The sequence below is a fragment of the Catellatospora aurea genome (assembly GCF_042663325.1).
Taxonomy (GTDB): domain Bacteria; phylum Actinomycetota; class Actinomycetes; order Mycobacteriales; family Micromonosporaceae; genus Catellatospora; species Catellatospora aurea.
The window spans coordinates 110469-127649 of sequence record NZ_JBHTAC010000005.1 but is presented as its reverse complement, the minus strand read 5'-3'; the positions used below and the strand labels follow the sequence as shown (position 1 = coordinate 127649).

16 protein-coding genes are annotated in these 17181 nt (G+C 72.1%); 2 read left to right on the top strand and 14 right to left on the bottom strand.

All coding sequences use genetic code 11. From position 1 onward, the window contains the following. Positions 1 to 65 precede the first annotated feature (65 nt). From ACFQO7_RS07095 to ACFQO7_RS07045, 11 genes are all read right to left on the bottom strand, one after another. A complete protein-coding gene (locus ACFQO7_RS07095; RefSeq protein WP_376805669.1) occupies positions 66 to 854 on the bottom strand; it encodes a DUF3050 domain-containing protein in 789 nt (262 codons plus the stop codon). A gap of 29 nt (positions 855 to 883) precedes the next feature. After that, positions 884 to 1795 carry a phytanoyl-CoA dioxygenase family protein gene (locus ACFQO7_RS07090; protein WP_376805668.1) on the bottom strand — a complete coding sequence of 304 codons (912 nt, stop codon included), beginning with the start codon at positions 1793 to 1795 and terminating at the stop codon, positions 884 to 886. A 58-nt stretch (positions 1796 to 1853) separates the two neighbouring features. After that, the gene (gene hppD, locus ACFQO7_RS07085; protein ID WP_376805667.1) at positions 1854 to 2975 is read right to left on the bottom strand and encodes a 4-hydroxyphenylpyruvate dioxygenase; all 1122 of its coding nucleotides are present in this window, start codon (positions 2973 to 2975) and stop codon (positions 1854 to 1856) included. A 334-nt stretch (positions 2976 to 3309) separates the two neighbouring features. Then, positions 3310 to 4578: a beta-ketoacyl-[acyl-carrier-protein] synthase family protein gene (locus ACFQO7_RS07080; RefSeq protein WP_376805666.1), complete on the bottom strand. Its 1269-nt coding sequence runs from the start codon at positions 4576 to 4578 to the stop codon at positions 3310 to 3312. Further along, positions 4575 to 6191: a class I adenylate-forming enzyme family protein gene (locus ACFQO7_RS07075; RefSeq protein WP_376805665.1), complete on the bottom strand. Its 1617-nt coding sequence runs from the start codon at positions 6189 to 6191 to the stop codon at positions 4575 to 4577. The genes ACFQO7_RS07080 and ACFQO7_RS07075 overlap by 4 nt, the downstream gene beginning before the upstream one ends. 5 nt (positions 6192 to 6196) lie before the next feature. Beyond that, the gene (locus tag ACFQO7_RS07070) at positions 6197 to 6745 is read right to left on the bottom strand and encodes a beta-ketoacyl synthase chain length factor (RefSeq protein ID WP_376805664.1); all 549 of its coding nucleotides are present in this window, start codon (positions 6743 to 6745) and stop codon (positions 6197 to 6199) included. Positions 6746 to 6860: 115 nt separating this feature from the next. Continuing rightward, complete coding sequence (locus tag ACFQO7_RS07065) at positions 6861 to 8015, bottom strand: beta-ketoacyl-[acyl-carrier-protein] synthase family protein (RefSeq protein ID WP_376805663.1); 1155 nt, start codon at positions 8013 to 8015, stop codon at positions 6861 to 6863. Beyond that, positions 8008 to 8304: a hypothetical protein gene (locus tag ACFQO7_RS07060; RefSeq protein WP_376805662.1), complete on the bottom strand. Its 297-nt coding sequence runs from the start codon at positions 8302 to 8304 to the stop codon at positions 8008 to 8010. Before ACFQO7_RS07060 ends, ACFQO7_RS07065 begins: the two co-directional genes overlap by 8 nt. Next, positions 8304 to 8561, bottom strand: coding sequence for an acyl carrier protein (locus ACFQO7_RS07055; RefSeq protein WP_120316423.1), 258 nt, complete (start codon positions 8559 to 8561; stop codon positions 8304 to 8306). The genes ACFQO7_RS07060 and ACFQO7_RS07055 overlap by 1 nt, the downstream gene beginning before the upstream one ends. 75 nt (positions 8562 to 8636) lie before the next feature. Beyond that, positions 8637 to 10049, bottom strand: a complete 1413-nt coding sequence (locus ACFQO7_RS07050) for a class I adenylate-forming enzyme family protein (protein ID WP_376805661.1) — start codon at positions 10047 to 10049, stop codon at positions 8637 to 8639. A gap of 155 nt (positions 10050 to 10204) precedes the next feature. After that, positions 10205 to 11797: an MFS transporter gene (locus tag ACFQO7_RS07045; RefSeq protein ID WP_376805660.1), complete on the bottom strand. Its 1593-nt coding sequence runs from the start codon at positions 11795 to 11797 to the stop codon at positions 10205 to 10207. A 168-nt stretch (positions 11798 to 11965) separates the two neighbouring features. Here ACFQO7_RS07045 and ACFQO7_RS07040 point away from each other — a divergent pair, with 168 nt between their 5' ends. Next, complete coding sequence (locus ACFQO7_RS07040; protein WP_376805659.1) at positions 11966 to 13264, top strand: ATP-grasp domain-containing protein; 1299 nt, start codon at positions 11966 to 11968, stop codon at positions 13262 to 13264. A 65-nt stretch (positions 13265 to 13329) separates the two neighbouring features. After that, positions 13330 to 14265 carry an alpha/beta hydrolase gene (locus ACFQO7_RS07035; RefSeq protein WP_376805658.1) on the top strand — a complete coding sequence of 312 codons (936 nt, stop codon included), beginning with the start codon at positions 13330 to 13332 and terminating at the stop codon, positions 14263 to 14265. Positions 14266 to 14368: 103 nt separating this feature from the next. On the opposite strand, the gene ACFQO7_RS07030 is transcribed toward ACFQO7_RS07035, so the two are convergent. The 3 genes from ACFQO7_RS07030 to ACFQO7_RS07020 form a co-directional block, all read right to left on the bottom strand. Further along, positions 14369 to 15082, bottom strand: a complete 714-nt coding sequence (locus ACFQO7_RS07030) for an SRPBCC family protein (protein ID WP_376805657.1) — start codon at positions 15080 to 15082, stop codon at positions 14369 to 14371. Positions 15083 to 15086: 4 nt separating this feature from the next. Next, the gene (locus tag ACFQO7_RS07025; RefSeq protein ID WP_376805656.1) at positions 15087 to 15716 is read right to left on the bottom strand and encodes an ArsR/SmtB family transcription factor; all 630 of its coding nucleotides are present in this window, start codon (positions 15714 to 15716) and stop codon (positions 15087 to 15089) included. 117 nt (positions 15717 to 15833) lie between these two features. Further along, the gene (locus ACFQO7_RS07020; protein WP_376805655.1) at positions 15834 to 17168 is read right to left on the bottom strand and encodes an aminotransferase-like domain-containing protein; all 1335 of its coding nucleotides are present in this window, start codon (positions 17166 to 17168) and stop codon (positions 15834 to 15836) included. Between the last annotated feature and the right edge of the window lie 13 nt (positions 17169 to 17181).

The following is a 17181-nucleotide window of genomic DNA, read 5'->3' as shown; positions in this document are numbered from 1 at the left end:
CCGAGACCGTGGCTCACAATCCGGCGGATCCGGTTGTGAGCCACGGTCGAAAAAAGAGAGGGTGCTCAGCCCGCCTGGATGGCGGAGTGGATGCCGGTCCACAGCTTCTGGCGGGCGGCCAGCGCCGCGTTGACCGTCTGCGCCGCCTGCGCCCACTTCTCGTCGTCGTCGCCGCACAGGTCGGTGACCATCTGCATGGCCATCGGGGTGTGGAACTCGCCGTCGACCTCGATGTGGCGGGCCAGGTAGTCGACGAACGTGTCGAGCTTGCCGCCCTCCTGGTTGACCTTGATGACCTGCTGGAACATGTCCGGGATCAGGTCCTCGCGGCCGAACGCGAACGCCGCCGCCTGGCAGTGGATCGGCAGCGTGTCGATGAAGCGGAAGGTGGTGCGCACGAAGTCCGCCGAGACCGGGTTGACGTTCGCCCCGGTGAGCGCCTGCTCCACGGTGCTGCCCTCGCCCAGCATCTTGATCAGGTGGTTGATCGCGGTGGTGTCCGCACCGGCCTGGTCCATGCCGCCGACGTACAGCTCGAAGTGGCTGATGAAGCCGCCCTGCAGCTCGTCGCTCTCCTCGACCAGCACGATGTCGTTGATCAGGCGCCGGCTGCCGGTCGGGCCGCTGGGGATCCACGGCACGGTGACGCTGGTCAGGTGGCGCTGCAGCGACTTCAGCAGGGACATGAAGTCCCACACCGCGAAGACGTGGTGCTCCATGAACGTGACGATGGCCTGGTGGTTGTCCAGCGCGGCGTACAGCGGGTGGGTGACGACGGCGTTGCGGGCCTCGCTCACCGCCTCTTCGAGCCGGGTGATGCCCGGATGCGTCTGGCCCCAGTCGTAACGCGACATTGCTCTCTCCTTGTCGATCGGGTGGTCGTTCAGTGCTGAGCCGAGGTCCAGAGCACCGGGCAGTAGTCGGGGTCGGCGTAGTCGGGGCGGCCGTCAGGGGTGCGGCGGACCAGCTCGTCGTGGTTGTAGCCGACGACGGTGCCGTCGCTGAGGGCGTACGGGCGGTACTGGTTCTCGCCGTCCTGCAGGTGGAGGGAGATCGCGCGGCGGGGACGGTCGCTGCGATTGCCCGCACTGCCGTGGTACGTGCGGCAGTGGTGGAAGCTCATGTGGCCCTTGGGGATGATCATCGGCACCTTGGTGACGGTGGTGCCGTTGAACTCCGCGTTGCGGGCCAGCAGGACCTCCAGGTCCTCCTTGTCACGCTCGGCGAAGTGCTTGGCGGTGGAGTCGTCGTTGCCGGTCTCCCGCCAGGCGTGGCTGCCGTCGACCATCGTGATGGTGCCCATCTCCTCGCCGCAGTCGTGGAAGGGGATGAACGCGGTGAGCATGCGCTCCGAGGTCGACGACGCCCAGTAGTGCCGGTCGAAGTGCCACGGCACGATGTTGGTCGGCTCCTCCGGGCGCGGCGGCTTGAAGATCAGCGTCGACTGGAAGATGCGGATCTCGTCGGCCTGGGCCAGCCGGGCCGCGACCGCGCCGATCAGCGGCTTGCGCAGCAGCTTGGCCAGGCCGTCGTGCTCGTAGTGCACGTAGTCGTTGTGCCGCTGCACGTCGCCGTGCTGCGGCTCCCAGTACGCCAGCCGGCGCGGGCGCAGCGGCAGGGAGCGGCTGCGCTCCCCGGCGTAGAAGCGCTCGCTGGCCTCGACCAGCTCGTCGACCTCCGCGTCGGTGAACAGCTTCTTTGTCAGGTACCAGCCATGCGCGGCGTAGAACGCGACGTCCTCGTCGGACGGGAGCAGTTCCAGCTCCTCGTCGGTCAGGTTGAACTGCTCAGCCATGGGGGTAGCTCCTCGCCTGGGTGTGGTGGGTGTTGTGGTGCACGGGGGTGTCCCGGTCTCAGGCGGCGGCCAGGCCGGCGGGGCGGGCGTCCGGCGCTGCCGCCTGTGCCGCCTCGGCGGGGCCCGCCAGCTCGCGCTCCTTGGCCTCGTACAGCGCCTTGATGTTGCTGCTGCCGAAGGTCAGCGCGCCGTGCCGCTCGATCAGCTCCAGGAACAGCGTCCGGCGCACGTGCATCGACTGCGTGAAGATCTGGTACAGCTCGCCGTAGTGGTCGGTGTCGACCAGCACCCCGAGCTGCCGCAGCTCCCCGATCGGCAGGTCGACGCTGCCCAGCCGCTTCTCCAGCGCGTCGAAGTAGGTCTGCGGCGTGCTGAGGAAGCCCACCCCACGCTCGGCGAACGTGCGCACCGCGGTGACGATGTCGTTGGTGCGGAACGCCACGTGCTGCACCCCCGCCCCGGCGTGCCAGGACAGGAAGTCGTCGATCTGCCCCGGGCGGCGCGACAGGTCCGGCTCGATCAGCGTGAAGGTGACCTGGCGGGACGGGCTCTGCACCACCTTGGAGTCCATGCCCTGGCCGCCGACCTCGATGTACTCCTCGAAGATCTCGGCGAAGCCGAAGACGTCCTGGTAGTAGCGCGAGGTGGCGGCGATCTCCCCGGCCGGCACGCAGATGGCGAGGTGGTCGATGACCTGGAGCAGGTCGTCGGTGAACGACTGCTCGTCGGCGGTCATCTCGATGGTGGCGGGCAGGAACTCCCAGCGGGAGCCGTGCCGCTCGACCAGCCGGTGGGTGACGTCGCCGAAGCCGGAGACGCTCGCGGTCACGACGCGCCCGGCCGCGTTCTCGTGCACGGTGGGCGTCTCCAGGGCGGTCGCGCCCCGGCCGACCACGGTGTCGTACACGCCGGCGGCGTCGTCGGTCTCGAAGGCGATGACGGCGACGCCGTCGCCGTGGCGGCCGACGTACAGCGTGGCCGGGTGGTCGGCGACCAGGCCCGAGGTCAGCACGATGCGGATGTCGCCGTGCTGCAGCAGCAGCGAGCGCTGCCCGGCCAGGCCCGTCTGCGGCCCGCCCTGCCCGCAGATCCGGAACCCGAATGCCGTGCACAGATAGTAGGCCGTCTGGCGGGCGTCACCGACGTAGAACTCCAGGTGGTCGATGCCGAGAATGTTCATTTGCTACCTACCCCTTGGCGTACGATGTCCTGTTTTGCACTGACTGCTAGGACTCGCTCCGCGCCAGGTGGATGGGCGTGGAACGGGTCACGGACCGTGGCTCGCCCGGTGCCGCCGCTGTCGCGGCGCACGCCGAATGAACCCACCACGCTCCGATTGGCCGTCGTGCCCCTGTGACGTCCGTTGTTCGCGACCCATCCGCCGGAGCTGAGCGCTCCGGCGAGGGCCGTCTGACTGTCACGCTAGCCGGTGGTGCTGATGTCCCTCAATACCTAACTACGCAAATATTTAATTGCGACAGTATGTTGCGTACGGCAAACGATTCGGTGACACCTCACTCAGCAAAACGGCTGAGTCTCGTGGTGGGTCGACCCAGGACAAGGCTCACATTATGTCCGCCGAATCCGAATGAATTGGACAGTGCAAAACCGATGGGACTTTGCCGAGCCTTGCCGCGAATATGGTCGAGATCGCAGGCGGGATCGGGATCCTCAAGGTTCACCGTCGGCGGCAGCAGCCCGTGCCCGAGCGCCATCACCGTCGCCGCGGCCTCGATCACCCCGGACGCGCCGAGCATGTGCCCGGTGACGCCCTTGTTCGAGCTGACCGGCGGCATGGCGGCGGCGAACACCGTGTTGACCGCCAGCGACTCGGCCACGTCGCCCAGCTTGGTGCTGGTGGCGTGCGCGTTGAGGTAGCCGATGTCGGCCGGCGACAGCCCCGCGTCGGCCAGCGCCCGCCGCATGCATTCGGCCTGCCCGTCACCGTCAGGCCGCGGTGTGGTCGGGTGGTGGGCGTCGGTGGTCGCGCCCCAGCCGTGCAGCGTCGCGTACGCCGGGCGGCCCCGCGCGTCCGCGTCCGCGGTTCGCTCCAGCACGAACACCCCCGCCCCCTCGGCGAGCACCAGCCCGTTGCGCCTGGTGTCGAACGGGCGGCTGGCCGCGGTCGGATCCTCGGCCCAGCCCTTGGCCAGCGCCCGGGTGTTGCCGAAGGTGTCGGCCAGGGTGGGGAACAGCGGCGCCTCGCCGCAGCCGACCAGGACCACGTCCGCCTCGTCGTTACGCAGGATGCGCATGCCCTCGGCGATCGACTGCGCCCCGGCCGCGCAGGCCGTGCCGATGGAGGAGCTGTAGCCGCGCAGGCCGTACTTGATGGCGATGCGCGCGGTGGCCATGTTCGGCAGCATCCCCGGCAGCAGGTACGGGCTCACCCCGAGCCGGCCCTTCTGGGTGCGCGTGATGACCTGCGCCTCCAGCGTGGCCAGCCCGCCCGTGCCGGACACCACGGTCGCGGCCCGGTACGGGTCCACGTCGCGGCCCACCACCAGGTCGGCGTCGGCCACCGCCTGGGCCGCGGCGACCAGCGCGTGCACGATGTACCGGTCCAGCGTGCGGGCCTCCGGACCGGGCAGCACGCTGGCCGCCTCGATGTCCGGGCCCTTGCCCATCACCTCCAGCGACCCCTGCCCGGGGTGCCCCTCGGGGGTGACCACGATTCCGGACCGGCCGGTGCACAGCGCGTCGAAGATCCCGTCGAGGTCCTGCCCGACCGGGGTGACCAGCCCGATGCCCGTGACGACGATGTCAGGACGGTTGCGGCTCATCGCGACGCACCCGCCAGGGCGCGCTCGCGCAGCACCAGCTTGCGCACCTTGCCGGTGGCGCCGGTGGGGATGTCCTCGTCGTGCACCGCGTTGACGTCGCGCAGTGTCGGCGCGGCGTGCTCACCGAGCGCCGCGAGCACCGCGTCGCGGCGGTCCGCCCCGGCGTCGGCCCCGGCCTTGAGCACCAGCAGCACGTCGGTGACCACCTTGCCGTCCTCGCGCACCGCGACCACGGTGCAGTCGAGCACGTCGGGGCAGCTCGCCAGTATCTTCTCCTCGGTCAGCGAGGTGTGCAGCCACTGGCCGCCGTCCAGCACGACCGAGTCCACCGCCCGGTCCACGTGGTAGTAGTAGCCGTCCTCGTCGTAGTAGACGAGGTCGCCGGTCAGGTAGTAGCCCGACTGCCGGGTGCGGTACTCGGTGACCGAGTCGTTCCAGTACATCAGCTTCACCGTCGGCGACTTGAGGCCCAGGTGCCCGACCACGCCCGCGGCCACCGGCTCGCCGGCGTCGTCGAGCACCGCCACGTCGGCGAACACGTGCGGGCGGCCGATGCAGCGGTCGTAGCGCTCGGTGTCGACCCGGTGGGTGATGTGGAACGCGGAGTGGCCCATCTCGGTGGAGCCGATGCCGTCGATGAACATCGAGCCCTTCACCCGGGTCACACCCTCCCTGGTGACCGTGTTGTGGCTGCCCACCGCGACCAGCGGGCGGATGTGCGCCTCGTGCGCGCAGTCACCGGTGTTGAACCAGATCGCCACCGAGTCCACGTCCCGCTTGCTCAGGTCGTGGCGGGCCATGTCGGCCCAGGTCACCGCGAAGCCGAAGACGCCCGTCGGCCGGAACCGCTCGATCGCGTCGAGCACGTAGTCGCCCCGCTGCGAGGACAGGAACACCAGCTCGGCGCGGTTGCACAGGGCCTGGTTGATGGACAGGATGCCCGCGGTGTGCGCCGACGGCAGCGCGCAGACGACCCGCTCGGTGCCCTGCGCCCGCGGGCCGGACAGCCGGATCTTGCGGGTGGCCGCGAACAGCGTGGTGTGCGAGTGCACGATCGCCTTGGGCAGGCCGGTCGTGCCCGAGGAGTGCGTGATCGAGATCGGGTCGTCCGGGTGGTGCCGGTACGGCGGGGGAGCGGCCGCCGGGTCGGCCGAGCCCATCTCGGTGATGTCGCCGAGCAGGCGCGAGCCGAAGTCGCGGCCCTCCAGCAGCGCGGCGTGCCTCGGGTCGGTCAGCACCGCCTCGGCCCGCAGCCGCCGGATGTACTCGGCCGCGATCTCGCCGCTGAGGTTGCCGTTGAGCAGTGCCGGGATCGCCCCGATCCGGTTGAGCGCGAGGAACGACAGGATGACGTCGGCGGACGTGCTGGCGTACACCGCGACCGGGTCGCGCCAGCCGATGCCGCGCTGGTGCAGCCACGCGGCGCGGGCCGCGACCCGCTCGTCGAGCTGCCCCAGGGTGAGCGGCTCCCACGCCGGGTGGCCGTCGACGTCGACGTCGAAGGTCAGCCCCGGCCCGGCGGGGTCGGCCCCGTGCGCCAGCAGCCGGGTGATGACGTTGCCCGCGCCGAGGTCGGCGTCGGCGGCGAGGATCGCCCGCAGATTGGTTCCCATCGCTGCTACTCCTTCGGTCGGTTCACTGCGCTGTCACGCACGAGCACGGCCAGCGCGCGGTCGCGCTCGCCGTCGGTCAGGGCCTGCTCGGCCACCACGATCAGGGCCTCGTCGGCGTCGCCGTCGCGGATCAGCAGCGACGCCATGGCCAGGCCCTCGGCCAGGGACTCCGCGACGGGATCGGCGCCGCCGCCGGGGCTCAGCGAGACCACGGGCCCGCCCAGCTCCCACCGCGCCGCCACGTACCCGGCCACCGCGTTGGGCACGGCCTGGAAGAACAGCAGCGGCCCCAGCCGCCGCCCGCCGTCCACGGCCCGCGCCACCTCGGCCGCCGTCGCGGCGTCCCCGGTCGCCGAAGAGATGATCACCGCGGTACGCCGCCCGCGCTCGGCGGCGACCGGCGGCTGCCCGTACGCCCGGCTCAGGCACCGCCGCGCCGCCTCCGCCACCAGCGGACTGAACGACGACATCACGAACCCCGCCAACACCGGCGGCTCGACATCCCCACCGGACTCCGGCCACGCCCCCCGCGCCACCTCCACCAGCGCACTCATGCGCCCACCTCGGAGATCAACTTGGCGCAACTCTTAAAGACTCGCGGCATAAAGGCCGCTCTGTGGCCGCAAGTCTTTAAGAGTTGCGGCAGGTGATGGCGGGTGGCGGGGGCGGTCATGGGGTGCCGATCAGGAGGGCGGTGTTGGCGCCGCCGAAGGCGGCGTTGAGGCTGAGGGCGTACTGCGGGCGGGCTGCCGCCGTTTCGGTGAGCACGTGGAGCGGGCAGTCGGGGTCGGGGCCGAGGTAGCCCGCGTTCACCGGCAGGAAGCCCTCACGCAGGGACAGGACTGTCGCGACCAGCTCCAGCAGTGGCGAGGCTTCGAGGGCCTGGCCGTGCAGCGACTTGGTCGAGCTGATCGGGACCGTGGACGCGTGTCCCCCCAGGGCGCGTCGCAGCGCGGCGGACTCGGCGGCGTCGCTCTGCGCCGAACCCGAGCCGTGCGCGTTGATGTAGCCGATCTGCTCTGGGGCCAGCCGCGCCCGGCCGAGCGCGGCTTCGATCGCCCTGGCCAGGCCCGCGCCGTCGGGTCGCGGCTGCACCACGTGGTAGCCGTCGCCGGCCCGGCCCCAGCCGTGCAGCCGGGCCAGCGGTGTCGCGCCCCGCGCCTGGGCGGCGCGGGCCGACTCCACCACGACCGCGGCCACCCCGTCGCCGAGCAGCAGGCCCTTGCGGTCCGCGCTGAACGGGCGCACCGCGCCGTCGGCGGCCAGCGCCCGGCCCGCGTCGAACAGCGCGAACTGGTCGGGCTCGACCAGGTAACCGGCGGCCACCACCAGACGCTCGGCGTCACCGGCGGCCACCGCCGCGGCCGCGTCGGCGACCGCGGTGCTGGCCGCGACACAGGCACTGGTGTACGTGCGCACGCTGCCGGACAACCCCGCCTTCTCGGCGACGGTCCGGCCGAACGCGCCGGTGCGGCCGGGCCGGTCCGGCAGGCCGCGGGACCCGTCGGGCTCCCCGTGCACGGCCAGCAGCAGGGCGGTCGCGGCCCGGTCCGCCGCGGACAACCCGGCCGCCGCGGCCGCCTCGTCCACCACCGTGAGCAGCTCGTCGAGCAGCACCGGCGCGCCGGGCAGCAGCGCCCCGACGCCCACCCGCCGGGCGCTCACGTCGAAACGGGTGACCGGCGCGAACGCCGGCCGCCCCGAGCGCAGGCCCGCCGACAGCGCCGCGGCGCCCCGGCCGTACGCGCTGACCGCCGACAACCCGGTGACCACGACCGGCACGCGGTCGGGCCGCGGGGCCGGGGCGGGGCGCGGATCAGTCACCGGCAGGCTCCGCCAGCACCTCGGCCAGCACCTCGACCGCGCCGGTCACCGTGGTCATCCGGACGAGCACGTCGTCGTCGAGGTCGAGCATCCGCCCGTGACGCTGCTCGACCTGGTGCACCAGCCAGGCCAGCTCCAGCGAGTCGATGCGCTCGCGCACCTGCTCCGGGCTGCGCTCGCCGTAGCTGGCCAGCATCGCGACGACCTCGTCCCGGTTCGGGGACTCCGGTTCGCCGGCACGCTGGCGCGGAACGCCGAGAGACCCGGCGGCCGCGACGGGGGTGTCCATCACGCGCTCGCCAGGTTGCCGCGCTCGCGGATCGCCTCGGCGAACTCGCCGACGGTCATGGCCGCCATCTGCTCGGCCTCCTCGTCGCTGAACTTCACGCCGTAGGTGTCCTCCACCCGCACCGCGAGCTCGGCGACGGCCAGCGACTCCAGGTCCACGCCCGCCGAGCCCAGCGGAGTGTCGGCGTCGACGTCGTCGATCGGGTAGTTCATGTCCGCGATCGCGTCGATGATGAACTGGCGTACGTCGGTGCTCATGTTGACTTCCTTCCATGGTGGACGGCCCAACGGGCCCGGATCGGGATGGCAGTCGGGGGACGGGCGGCGCGTCGGCTACGGAGCCGCCGTCGGGTCCGCGGTACGCAGCACCGCGCGGTCGCGGACGAGCTTGCCCGTCGCGGTGCGGGGCAGCTGCTCGACGATGTGCAGCACCCGCGGCCGCTTGTAGGGCGCCAGCCGGATCGCCAGCTCCCCCTCCAGGGCCGCGGCCGCGTCCGGGTCGGGCACCACGGCGAACGCTTCGATGCCGCCGTCGTAGACGACCACCGCGCTCTCCACGCCGGGCAGGGCCGCCAGCGTGTGCTCGACCTCGGTCAGGTCCACCTTGAGGCCGCCGACCGAGACCTGCGAGTCGAGCCGGCCCAGCACCGTCATCAGGCCGGTCGCCGGGTCGACCCGGCCCGCGTCCTTGGTGTGCAGCCAGCCGTCGACCCAGCGGGTCGGGTCCGACAGCCCGACGTACGGGCTCTCCGGCGTCGCGATGAGCAGCTCGCCGTCGGACTCCCGGACGGTGATGCCGGGCGCGGGCATCAGCGAGGGGCGGTGCTCGCCGAACAGGTCGGTGGCGATGACCCCGACCTCGGTCATGCCGTACATGTTGCCCAGCACGATGCCGTAGCGCTCGGTGAAGCGCTGGGCGACCTCGGCGCGCACCAGCTCGCCGCCGGTGGTCATGCGCTTGAGCTGCGGCAGCTTCGGCGGGTTCGGGTTGGAGGCCAGCAGCTCGGTGTGGAACGGCACGCCCAGCAGCGTGGTCGGCGCGTCCCCGGCCTCGACGGCGCGCAGGATGGCGTCCACGGTCAGCCGCTCCGGCAGCACCAGCTCGACGCCCGCGTGCAGGCAGTAGAGCAGGCCGCCGACCAGGCCGAGCACGTGCACCACGGAGGCCAGCAGCACCACCCGCTCGCCGGGCAGCGGCACGCCGTCGATCCGGGTGTACCGGTCCACCTCGGCGACCAGCTGCTCCGCGGTCCGGGCGATGACCTTGGACGGGCCGGTGGAGCCGGAGCTGAGCTGCACCACGGCGTGCCCGGTCTCGGCGGGTCGGCCGTCGCGGGCCTCGGCGACGTCGGTGACCTCGTAGAAGGCGCGCAGCCCGCCCGGCAGGGTGCCGCTGAAGCTCACCACGACCTGCGGCTGCAGCCGGTCCAGGGCACGGTCGGTCTCGTACGCGGTCAGCCGGTGGTCCAGCAGCGCGACCTGCGCCCCGATCCGCCACGCGGCCAGCAGGTTCGCCACGTACGCCAGGGACGGCGGCAGCCGCAGGGCGATCGAGCCGCCCCGGGTCAGGCCGAGCCGGCGCAGCGTGTCGGCGCGGTCGGCGACGGCGTGGCGCAGCGCCGCGCGGTCGACGGGGGAGCCGAAGTGGAGGCAGACGTCGCGGTCGTCTCCGGCGAGCAGGAGCTCGTCCACCCAGTCGGGGGTCGCCGCCAAGGGCGCGCCGGTCGCCCATCCCGTATTGCTCATGATTGCTCCGCCAGGTGTCGCAAGTGTGCTGGAACCTGGGCCGTGCGCCCCCGACGGACCCGGTGAATCCGGAGACTAGCAAGGAGATCGATGCACTTGCAATGCTCGCTTTAAGTCTGTCGATACGTGAATGGACCAGCCAAAATTCGGCCTTTTCATGGCAGATGAGTGGGCCGCAATCCGACATTTATCTGACTCATCGCGAATTCCATCCGGGCGAGATCGGCGCGCAGCCGGGCCGCCTCGCGCCCCGCCCCGTCGTGCTCGTGCCGCGCCAGTTCGCGCACGGCTTCGTGCACGGCCGGTGCGTCGAGCTGCGCCAGCGCGTGCGCCGCCGTCTTGGCGCGCAGCACCCGTCGCGGGGCCAGCCGGCGCAGCCCCGACCTGGCATGCAGCGTCCACTCACCGTCGGTGTAGCGCAGGGTGACCCGGGGGCCGAGCGCGGTCGCCGCCAGGGCATACCCCCGCGGCAGTGCCACCGCCGGGTCGGCGGTCGGCCCGCGCGCCCCGGCGTCGTTGAGTTCGCGCCAGACCCGGTGCCGGATGACCGGAGTGAGGGTGACCGCGAAGTACAGCAGCGAGGACAGCAGCACCCCGTTGACGAAGCCCAGCCGCTCCACGACCAGGCCGGCCAGCACGCCGCCGAGCGGGATGCCGGCCATCGCCACGGCCATGATGATGCCGCCCGCCCTGGCCAGCATCGGGCCGGGCACCCGCTGGTAGATGACCGCGCCGACGGTCGGGTTCACCGAGCACATCACCATGCCGCTGATGAACGTCACCGCGACGATCACGGTCAGGTTGTCGCTGAGCGCGAAGACCAGGAAACGCGGCGCGCCGCCCACGAAGTAGCCGAAGACCAGCGCGCTGTAGCGCGGCAGGTACGGCGCCAGAGTCGCGAACACGACACTGCCCACGATCATTCCGATGGCGTACGCGGCCGCGACCGACCCCAGCGCGACCGGCGAGTCCAGCACCGTCAGCACCCACATCGGCACGAACACCACGGCGCTGGCCTGGTTGAACAGGTTGGTGAAGAACAGCATCCCGGTCACCGCCCGCAGCAGCGGCTCCTGGGTGAAATACGTGAACCCGCCGCGCAGCGCGGTCAGGTAGGGCTCGGCCGGGGCGGGTTTCTTCGGCTCGCCGTCCTTGCGGGCCGGGTCCGGCACGAAGAAGGCGACCAGCGCCGCGCCGATCAGGAAGCTCGCCGCGTCGACCCAGATCGCCCCGATCGCGCCGAACGCGGCGATGGCGACCCCGCCCACCGAGGCCCCGATCAGCCCGGACGTGCGCAGCACGCCCTCGCGGGCCGCCGAGACCCGGGTGAAGTCCGTGCCCGCGGCGTCCATCAGCGGCTTGAGCAGGTTGTTCTTGGACCGGTCGGCCTGCGCCCGCAGCGCCCCGGCCAGGCTCGACAGCACGATCAGCACGCCGAAGCCGAGCTGCCCGGTCAGCGCGATCGCGCCCATCACCACCGCACTGCCGACATCGGACAGCAGCGAGGTCGCCCGTGCGCCGATCCGGTCCTGCAGCGGCGCGGCGAGCACCCCGCTCAGCACGTACGCCAGCGTCTCCGCGCCCGCCACGACGCCGACCTTGACCGGGCTGCCCGTGGTGACCAGCACCAGCCAGGGGATCGCGAGGAAGGACATCCGGCCGCCGATGACCGAGATCGCCTCCGCGGCGACCAGGCCGGGGATGGCTGCTCGGGTGCGCCAGGGCGACGGCGGTGTCGCGATGGACAACGGAACTCCCTCTCAAGCCGGTCGGGTTCTTTGTACCAGCAAGGAACGCGGGCATTGAAGTATCCGTAGGTATCGAGTGGCGGTGCTCTGGACACCCACCGTCGCCGTCGATACGGTGACCTTCGATCCGCGGGCGGTGGGCCGCGGGCGGGGAGAGGCGGTCGGCCGATGCGGTTGCTGATGGTGGGTGCGGACCTGCCCGCCCTGGCCGCGCTCGACCCCGGCGTCGACGCCACCGTGCTGCTCGGCGCGACCACCAAGGACGGCTGGCTGCCGCTGCCCGCCGGGGTGCGCACCGTGTTCGTCGACGACCACAAGAGCCTCGACGCCGCCGTCAACGGCCTGCTGCGGGCGGGCCTCGGCCCCGGTGAGTTCGACGCGGTCTACGCCTACGACGACCCCGCGCTGATGACCGCCGCCGCGCTGGCCGCCATGCTCGGCGCGCGGGGCGTCCCGCCGGGCACGGTGGCCCTGTTCCGCGACAAGTACCTGCAGAAGCGGGCGCTGCGCGAGGCCGGGCTGCCGGTGACCGCGTGCGAGGTCATCGAGGACATCCGCGAGCTGCCTGCCGGCTACCGGCTGCCGTTCTCGAAAGCCGTCGTCAAGCCGGTGGCCGGGATGGCGACGCAGTCGACGTTCGTGGTGGAGGGCGACGGCGACCTGGCCCGGATCAGCGCACAGTGCCGTGCGAACAACACCGCCGCGCGCACCTTCGTGGTCGAGGAGTTCGTCGCGGGCGAGGAGTGGTTCGCCGACGGACTGCTGTCCGACGGGGAGCTGCGTTTCCTCAGCCTGGGCCGATACGCCCAGCCGTGCCTGAGCGCGGTGCTGGAGAAGGCGCCGGTGCAGACCTACTGCCTCGACCCGGTCGCCGACAAGCAGGCGTACGACCTGGCCACGCCGCTGATCACCGGAGCCCTGCGGGTGCTGGGCCTGGCCGACGGCGTCTTCCACATGGAACTGTTCCACCGGCCCGAGACCGGCGACCTGGTGTTCAGCGAGTGCGCGGCGCGCCGCGCGGGCGGCCCGATCAGCGACCAGATCCGCTACAAGTACGGCGTCGACCTGGCCGCCGCGGGTGTGCGCGCCCTGCTGGGGCCGGTCGGCGAGCCGGAGGTGCGGGTCCGCGACGGTGTCGTCGCCTCCACGTTCCTGCCGCTGCGGCCAGGGGTCGTGCTCGGCTGCCCGACCGTGGCGGAGGTGCTGGCGCAGCCCGACGTCGTGCACGCCCGGCTCTTCGTGCCCAAGGGCATGCGGGTGCAGGGCGGTGCGGCGAACACGTTCGCCCGCATGGGCGAGGTCACCGTGCACACCGCCGACGCCGCGACCGCCCAGCGGCGGCTCACCGAGCTGGCCGACTGGTTCCGGCAGCACATCGAGGTGCTGCCGCTGGCCCCGACGCTGCGGGAGCTGTTCGCCGACCCCCGCAACGCCGACTTCGTCCACGCCGCCGCCGCGGACGGCTGAGCGCAGGTCCGCGGCCCGCCGAGCCGCGTCCGGCGCACCGGCCCCAGCAGGATCAGGAGACTCCGATGCCACTGCACCCGCAGGTCCAGGCGATGCGTGCGCGTCGCGAAGCCAGCGACACCCCGCAGCTCTACACCCTGTCCGTGGACGAGGCGCGCGCCGCCGACCTCGCCTCGATCCAGGCCTCCGGCGGCGACCCGGAGAAGGTCGCCGAGGTGGTCGACCGTGAGATCGACGGCCCCGGCGGGCCGCTGCCGATCCGGATCTACCGCCCGGTGCTCGGCGGCGACCTGCCGGTGCTGGTGTACTTCTTCGGCGGCGGCTGGACCCTGGGCACCATCGACACCTCCGACGCCGTGTGCCGCAACCTCGCCAACGCGGCCGGCTGCCTGGTCGTCGCCGCGGGCTACCGGCTCGCCCCGGAGCACAAGTTCCCCGCCGCGGTCCACGACTGCCACGCCGCCGTGCGCTGGGTCGCCGCGAACGCCGCGGAGATCGGCGCGGACCCGGCCCGCATCGCCGTCGGCGGCGACAGCGCGGGCGGCAACCTGGCCGCCGCGGTCACCCTGCTGGCCCGCGAGGACGGCGACCTGGCCTTGGCCGGGCAGCTGCTGGTGTATCCGAACACCGACCACCGCTCGCACACCGCCTCGCTACGCGAGAGCACCGACCCGTACCTGTTCAACGCCACCTCGGTCGCCTGGTACTGGGCGAACTACCTGGCCACGCCCGAGGACGGGCTGAACCCGCTGGCCTCGCCGCTGCGCGCGGACAGCCTGGCCGGCCTGCCCCCGGCCCTGGTCGTCACCGCCGAGTACGACCCGCTGCGCGACCAGGCCGAGGAGTACGCCCGCCGGCTCGGGCGCGAGGGCGTGCCGGTGACGCTCACCCGCTACGACGGCATGGTCCACGGCTTCTTCTGCATGAGCGGCGACCTCGACGCCGGCCGCCGCGCCCTCACCCAGGCCGCCACCCAGCTCCGCAAATGGTTCACCACCTGACCCGGCCCTGGCCCCTTCTCTGCGACAACTCTTAAAGACTTGCGGCCTCCGAAGCACTCGGAGGCCGCAAGTCTTTAAGAGTTGCGAACCCGGGGTGGGAGGGTCAGGCGTAGACGGAGTGGAGCCAGTCCTCGAGGGCCTTCTGCTCGGCGGCGGCGTCGGCGGTCGCGTCGAAGTGGTGCACGGCCACGCCGACCGGCGCGCCGAACGCGTTGCGGCCGAAGAAGCGATACAGCGCGTCCTGCGTACGCAGGCCGACGAAGTTCGGGTGCAGGTAGTCCACGACCGCCTCGGTCTCGCCGCCCGGCAGCGCCGTCCGGATCGTGTCGTCCTGCTTCGTCGCGCCGGTCAGGCCGAGCGCGCCGCGCAGCGTGGTGAAGCCGTCGGGCGAGTTCGACGACGCGGGCGCGTCGGTCGACAGGTAGACGACCGGGCGGCGGCTGAAGTGGGCCAGGTACTGCCCGAGGGTGTGCAGGTAGAAGTCGGTGTGCTGGTCGGCGCCGTCGTACTGGTTGTCCCAGTCGTCGGTGAACACGCCGCTGTGCACGTACCGGAACCAGGTCTTGCCGCCGTCGCGGCCCTCGACGGTGTGCTCGACCTGGTTGAACCAGCCGTTGTCGCCGTCCATCCGGGACGCGAGCCGGTGCGGCGGGTCCCATTCGGTGACGGTGCCGCCGAACGCGGCTGCCCCGCCGACGCGCGGCTCGAACTCCATCGGCCACAGCCAGCCGCCGTTGCCGGTGGTGACGGCGTCCCAGTACTCCTCCGGGGTGGTCCGCAGCTCGCCCTCGCGCACGATCTCGAACTTCTTGCCCATGGTCCTACTCCTTCTCGGTGTCTTGCTCAGTCAGGTGGCCGCCGTCGGCGCGCGGCAGCAGCAGGCTCGGGTGCAGTCCGACAACCAGCCGGTGTCGCCGGCCGCCGGTGGCGTTCCCGTCGTGATAACGGCTGACCAGGGCGGCCAGCGTCTCGGTGAGTTCGGCGGCGAACGCGGCCCGGTCGCCCGCCGAGGCGAAGCGGATCTCGCTGTCCACCGCGAACGTCGCGAGCGGCCGGCGCGCGGCCCGCGCCCCGGTGATCAGCTCGCCGACTTCGCGCACCAGCCGCGACGCCAGCGCCAGCAACCACCGCGCCGACTGCTGGTCGGGCGAGCGCTCCGGATCGGGCGCGACCGCCGCGAACGCCGCCGGCGAGATCACGTATGACGCCGCGGTGGCCCGCAGCACCCGCTCCGTGCAGTTGCCCTTGCGCCGCTCCTCGACCAGCTCGATGAGCCCGTGGCTCTCCAGCGTGCGCAGGTGGTGGTTGACCTTCTGCCGGGTCAGCCCCGCCTGCGCGGCCAGCGTGGTCGCCGACCCCGGCTCCGCCAACGCGGCCAGCAATCGGGCCCGCACCGGATCGAGCGACACCTCGGCGACCGCCGCATCCTCGATCACTCCCACCTCGAACATGCCCCCACCCTCCCACCGACAACAAAACTTGTCAAGGAGCGAAACCCGGTCGGTGGAGAGCGGGCATGGAAACGCCCCGGGCCGCGCGGGGGCGGGCCGGGGCGTGGGGAGCGGGGGTCAGGCTATGGACTCGCGCAGGAGGGTGGCCAGGCGGCGGACGCCTTCTTCGAGGGTGTCGGGGTGCAGGCCGCTGCAGGACAGGCGCAGGGAGTGGTGGCCGCCGTCGGTGTAGAAGAAGCTCATGGGGGTCCAGAGCACGCCGTGGCGGGAGGCGGAGATCTCCAGAAGTTTCTCGTCGGCGGGGATGGGCACGTCGACGACGGCGAAGAAGCCGCCGGCGGGCACGTTCCAGGTGATGCCGACCTCGTCGCGCCAGGGCGCGGGCAGGTGCCGGTCGAGGGCGTCGAGCAGGCGGCGCAGGTTGTTGCGGTAGAAGGCGATCTTGTCCACATTGGCCGCCTTCAAGCTGCACCCGGACTCGACCAGGAGGCCGCCGACCACGGCCTGCGCGATGGGGGAGGTGTTGACCGTGACCATGCTCTTGATCGCGGACAGCTCCTCGGCCAGCAGGGTGCGGTTGCCGGTCGCGTCGACGACGGTCTGGTCGGCGACCAGGAAGCCGATGCGCGCGCCGGGGAAGCAGGACTTGGCGAACGAGCCCAGGTAGATCACGCGCCGGTCGCGGTCGAGCGATTTCAACCGGGGCCGGGGCCGATCGTCGAGGCCGAACAGGCCGTACGGGTCGTCCTCCAGGATCAGCAGGTCCTCGGCGGCGGCGACGTCGAGCAGCGCGTGCCGGGCGGGCAGGTCCAGGCAGCCGCCGGACGGGTTGGAGAAGTCGGGCACCAGGTACAGCGCGCGGGGGTGGCGGCCCTGGGCGCGCACCGCGCGGGCGACCTCGGCCACCCGGGCCGGGTCGAGCCCGTCGGGGCCCTCTGGCACGGGCACCACGTCGATGTTGAGCACCCGGGCCGCGCCGGTGATGCCGACGTAGCACGGTTCGGCGGCCAGCAGCACGTCGTCGGGGCCCGCGCACAGCCCGCGCAACGCCATGATCATCGCTTCCTGGCAGCCCGCGGTCACCGAGATCGCCTCGGCGGGCACGTCGATGCCCTCGTCGACGGCGAGCATGCGGGCGATGAGCCCGTGGATCTGGCCGTTGGTGCGGCCGTACTGCATCAGCGCGCGGCGGATCTGCTCCGGCGTGCTGCCCTGGTCGCCGAGGTACGCGACGTACACGTCGAGGTAGCGCTTGATGTCCTCGGTGTCGTAGAAGCCCTCGTACGGCCGCCCGGCGGCGAGCGAGATCGCGTCGGGATAGCGCCCGGCGACCTCGTTGAGGAAGTTCATCGAGGCGGCGACCGGGTCGCTCACCGAGGCGTGCATCGCCTCCTTGACCAGCTCCACCGGCTTGCCGGCCGTCCGCGGGCCTGGCTCCGCAACCTGCACCATCGTCTCGCGCTCC

Bases quoted from the DNA above. Each gene is read 5' to 3' on its own strand.
- ACFQO7_RS07020 (WP_376805655.1), bottom strand. From the start codon at position 17,168: ATGGTGCAGGTTGCGGAGCCAGGCCCGCGGACGGCCGGCAAGCCGGTG.
- ACFQO7_RS07035 (WP_376805658.1), top strand. From the start codon at position 13,330: ATGCCACTGCACCCGCAGGTCCAGGCGATGCGTGCGCGTCGCGAAGCC.
- ACFQO7_RS07080 (WP_376805666.1), bottom strand. From the start codon at position 4,578: ATGAGCCGCAACCGTCCTGACATCGTCGTCACGGGCATCGGGCTGGTC.
- ACFQO7_RS07025 (WP_376805656.1), bottom strand. From the start codon at position 15,716: ATGTTCGAGGTGGGAGTGATCGAGGATGCGGCGGTCGCCGAGGTGTCG.
- ACFQO7_RS07075 (WP_376805665.1), bottom strand. From the start codon at position 6,191: ATGGGAACCAATCTGCGGGCGATCCTCGCCGCCGACGCCGACCTCGGC.
- ACFQO7_RS07095 (WP_376805669.1), bottom strand. From the start codon at position 854: ATGTCGCGTTACGACTGGGGCCAGACGCATCCGGGCATCACCCGGCTC.
- ACFQO7_RS07030 (WP_376805657.1), bottom strand. From the start codon at position 15,082: ATGGGCAAGAAGTTCGAGATCGTGCGCGAGGGCGAGCTGCGGACCACC.
- ACFQO7_RS07070 (WP_376805664.1), bottom strand. From the start codon at position 6,745: ATGAGTGCGCTGGTGGAGGTGGCGCGGGGGGCGTGGCCGGAGTCCGGT.
- hppD (WP_376805667.1), bottom strand. From the start codon at position 2,975: ATGAACATTCTCGGCATCGACCACCTGGAGTTCTACGTCGGTGACGCC.
- ACFQO7_RS07090 (WP_376805668.1), bottom strand. From the start codon at position 1,795: ATGGCTGAGCAGTTCAACCTGACCGACGAGGAGCTGGAACTGCTCCCG.
- ACFQO7_RS07055 (WP_120316423.1), bottom strand. From the start codon at position 8,561: ATGAGCACCGACGTACGCCAGTTCATCATCGACGCGATCGCGGACATG.
- ACFQO7_RS07060 (WP_376805662.1), bottom strand. From the start codon at position 8,304: ATGGACACCCCCGTCGCGGCCGCCGGGTCTCTCGGCGTTCCGCGCCAG.
- ACFQO7_RS07040 (WP_376805659.1), top strand. From the start codon at position 11,966: ATGCGGTTGCTGATGGTGGGTGCGGACCTGCCCGCCCTGGCCGCGCTC.
- ACFQO7_RS07050 (WP_376805661.1), bottom strand. From the start codon at position 10,049: ATGAGCAATACGGGATGGGCGACCGGCGCGCCCTTGGCGGCGACCCCC.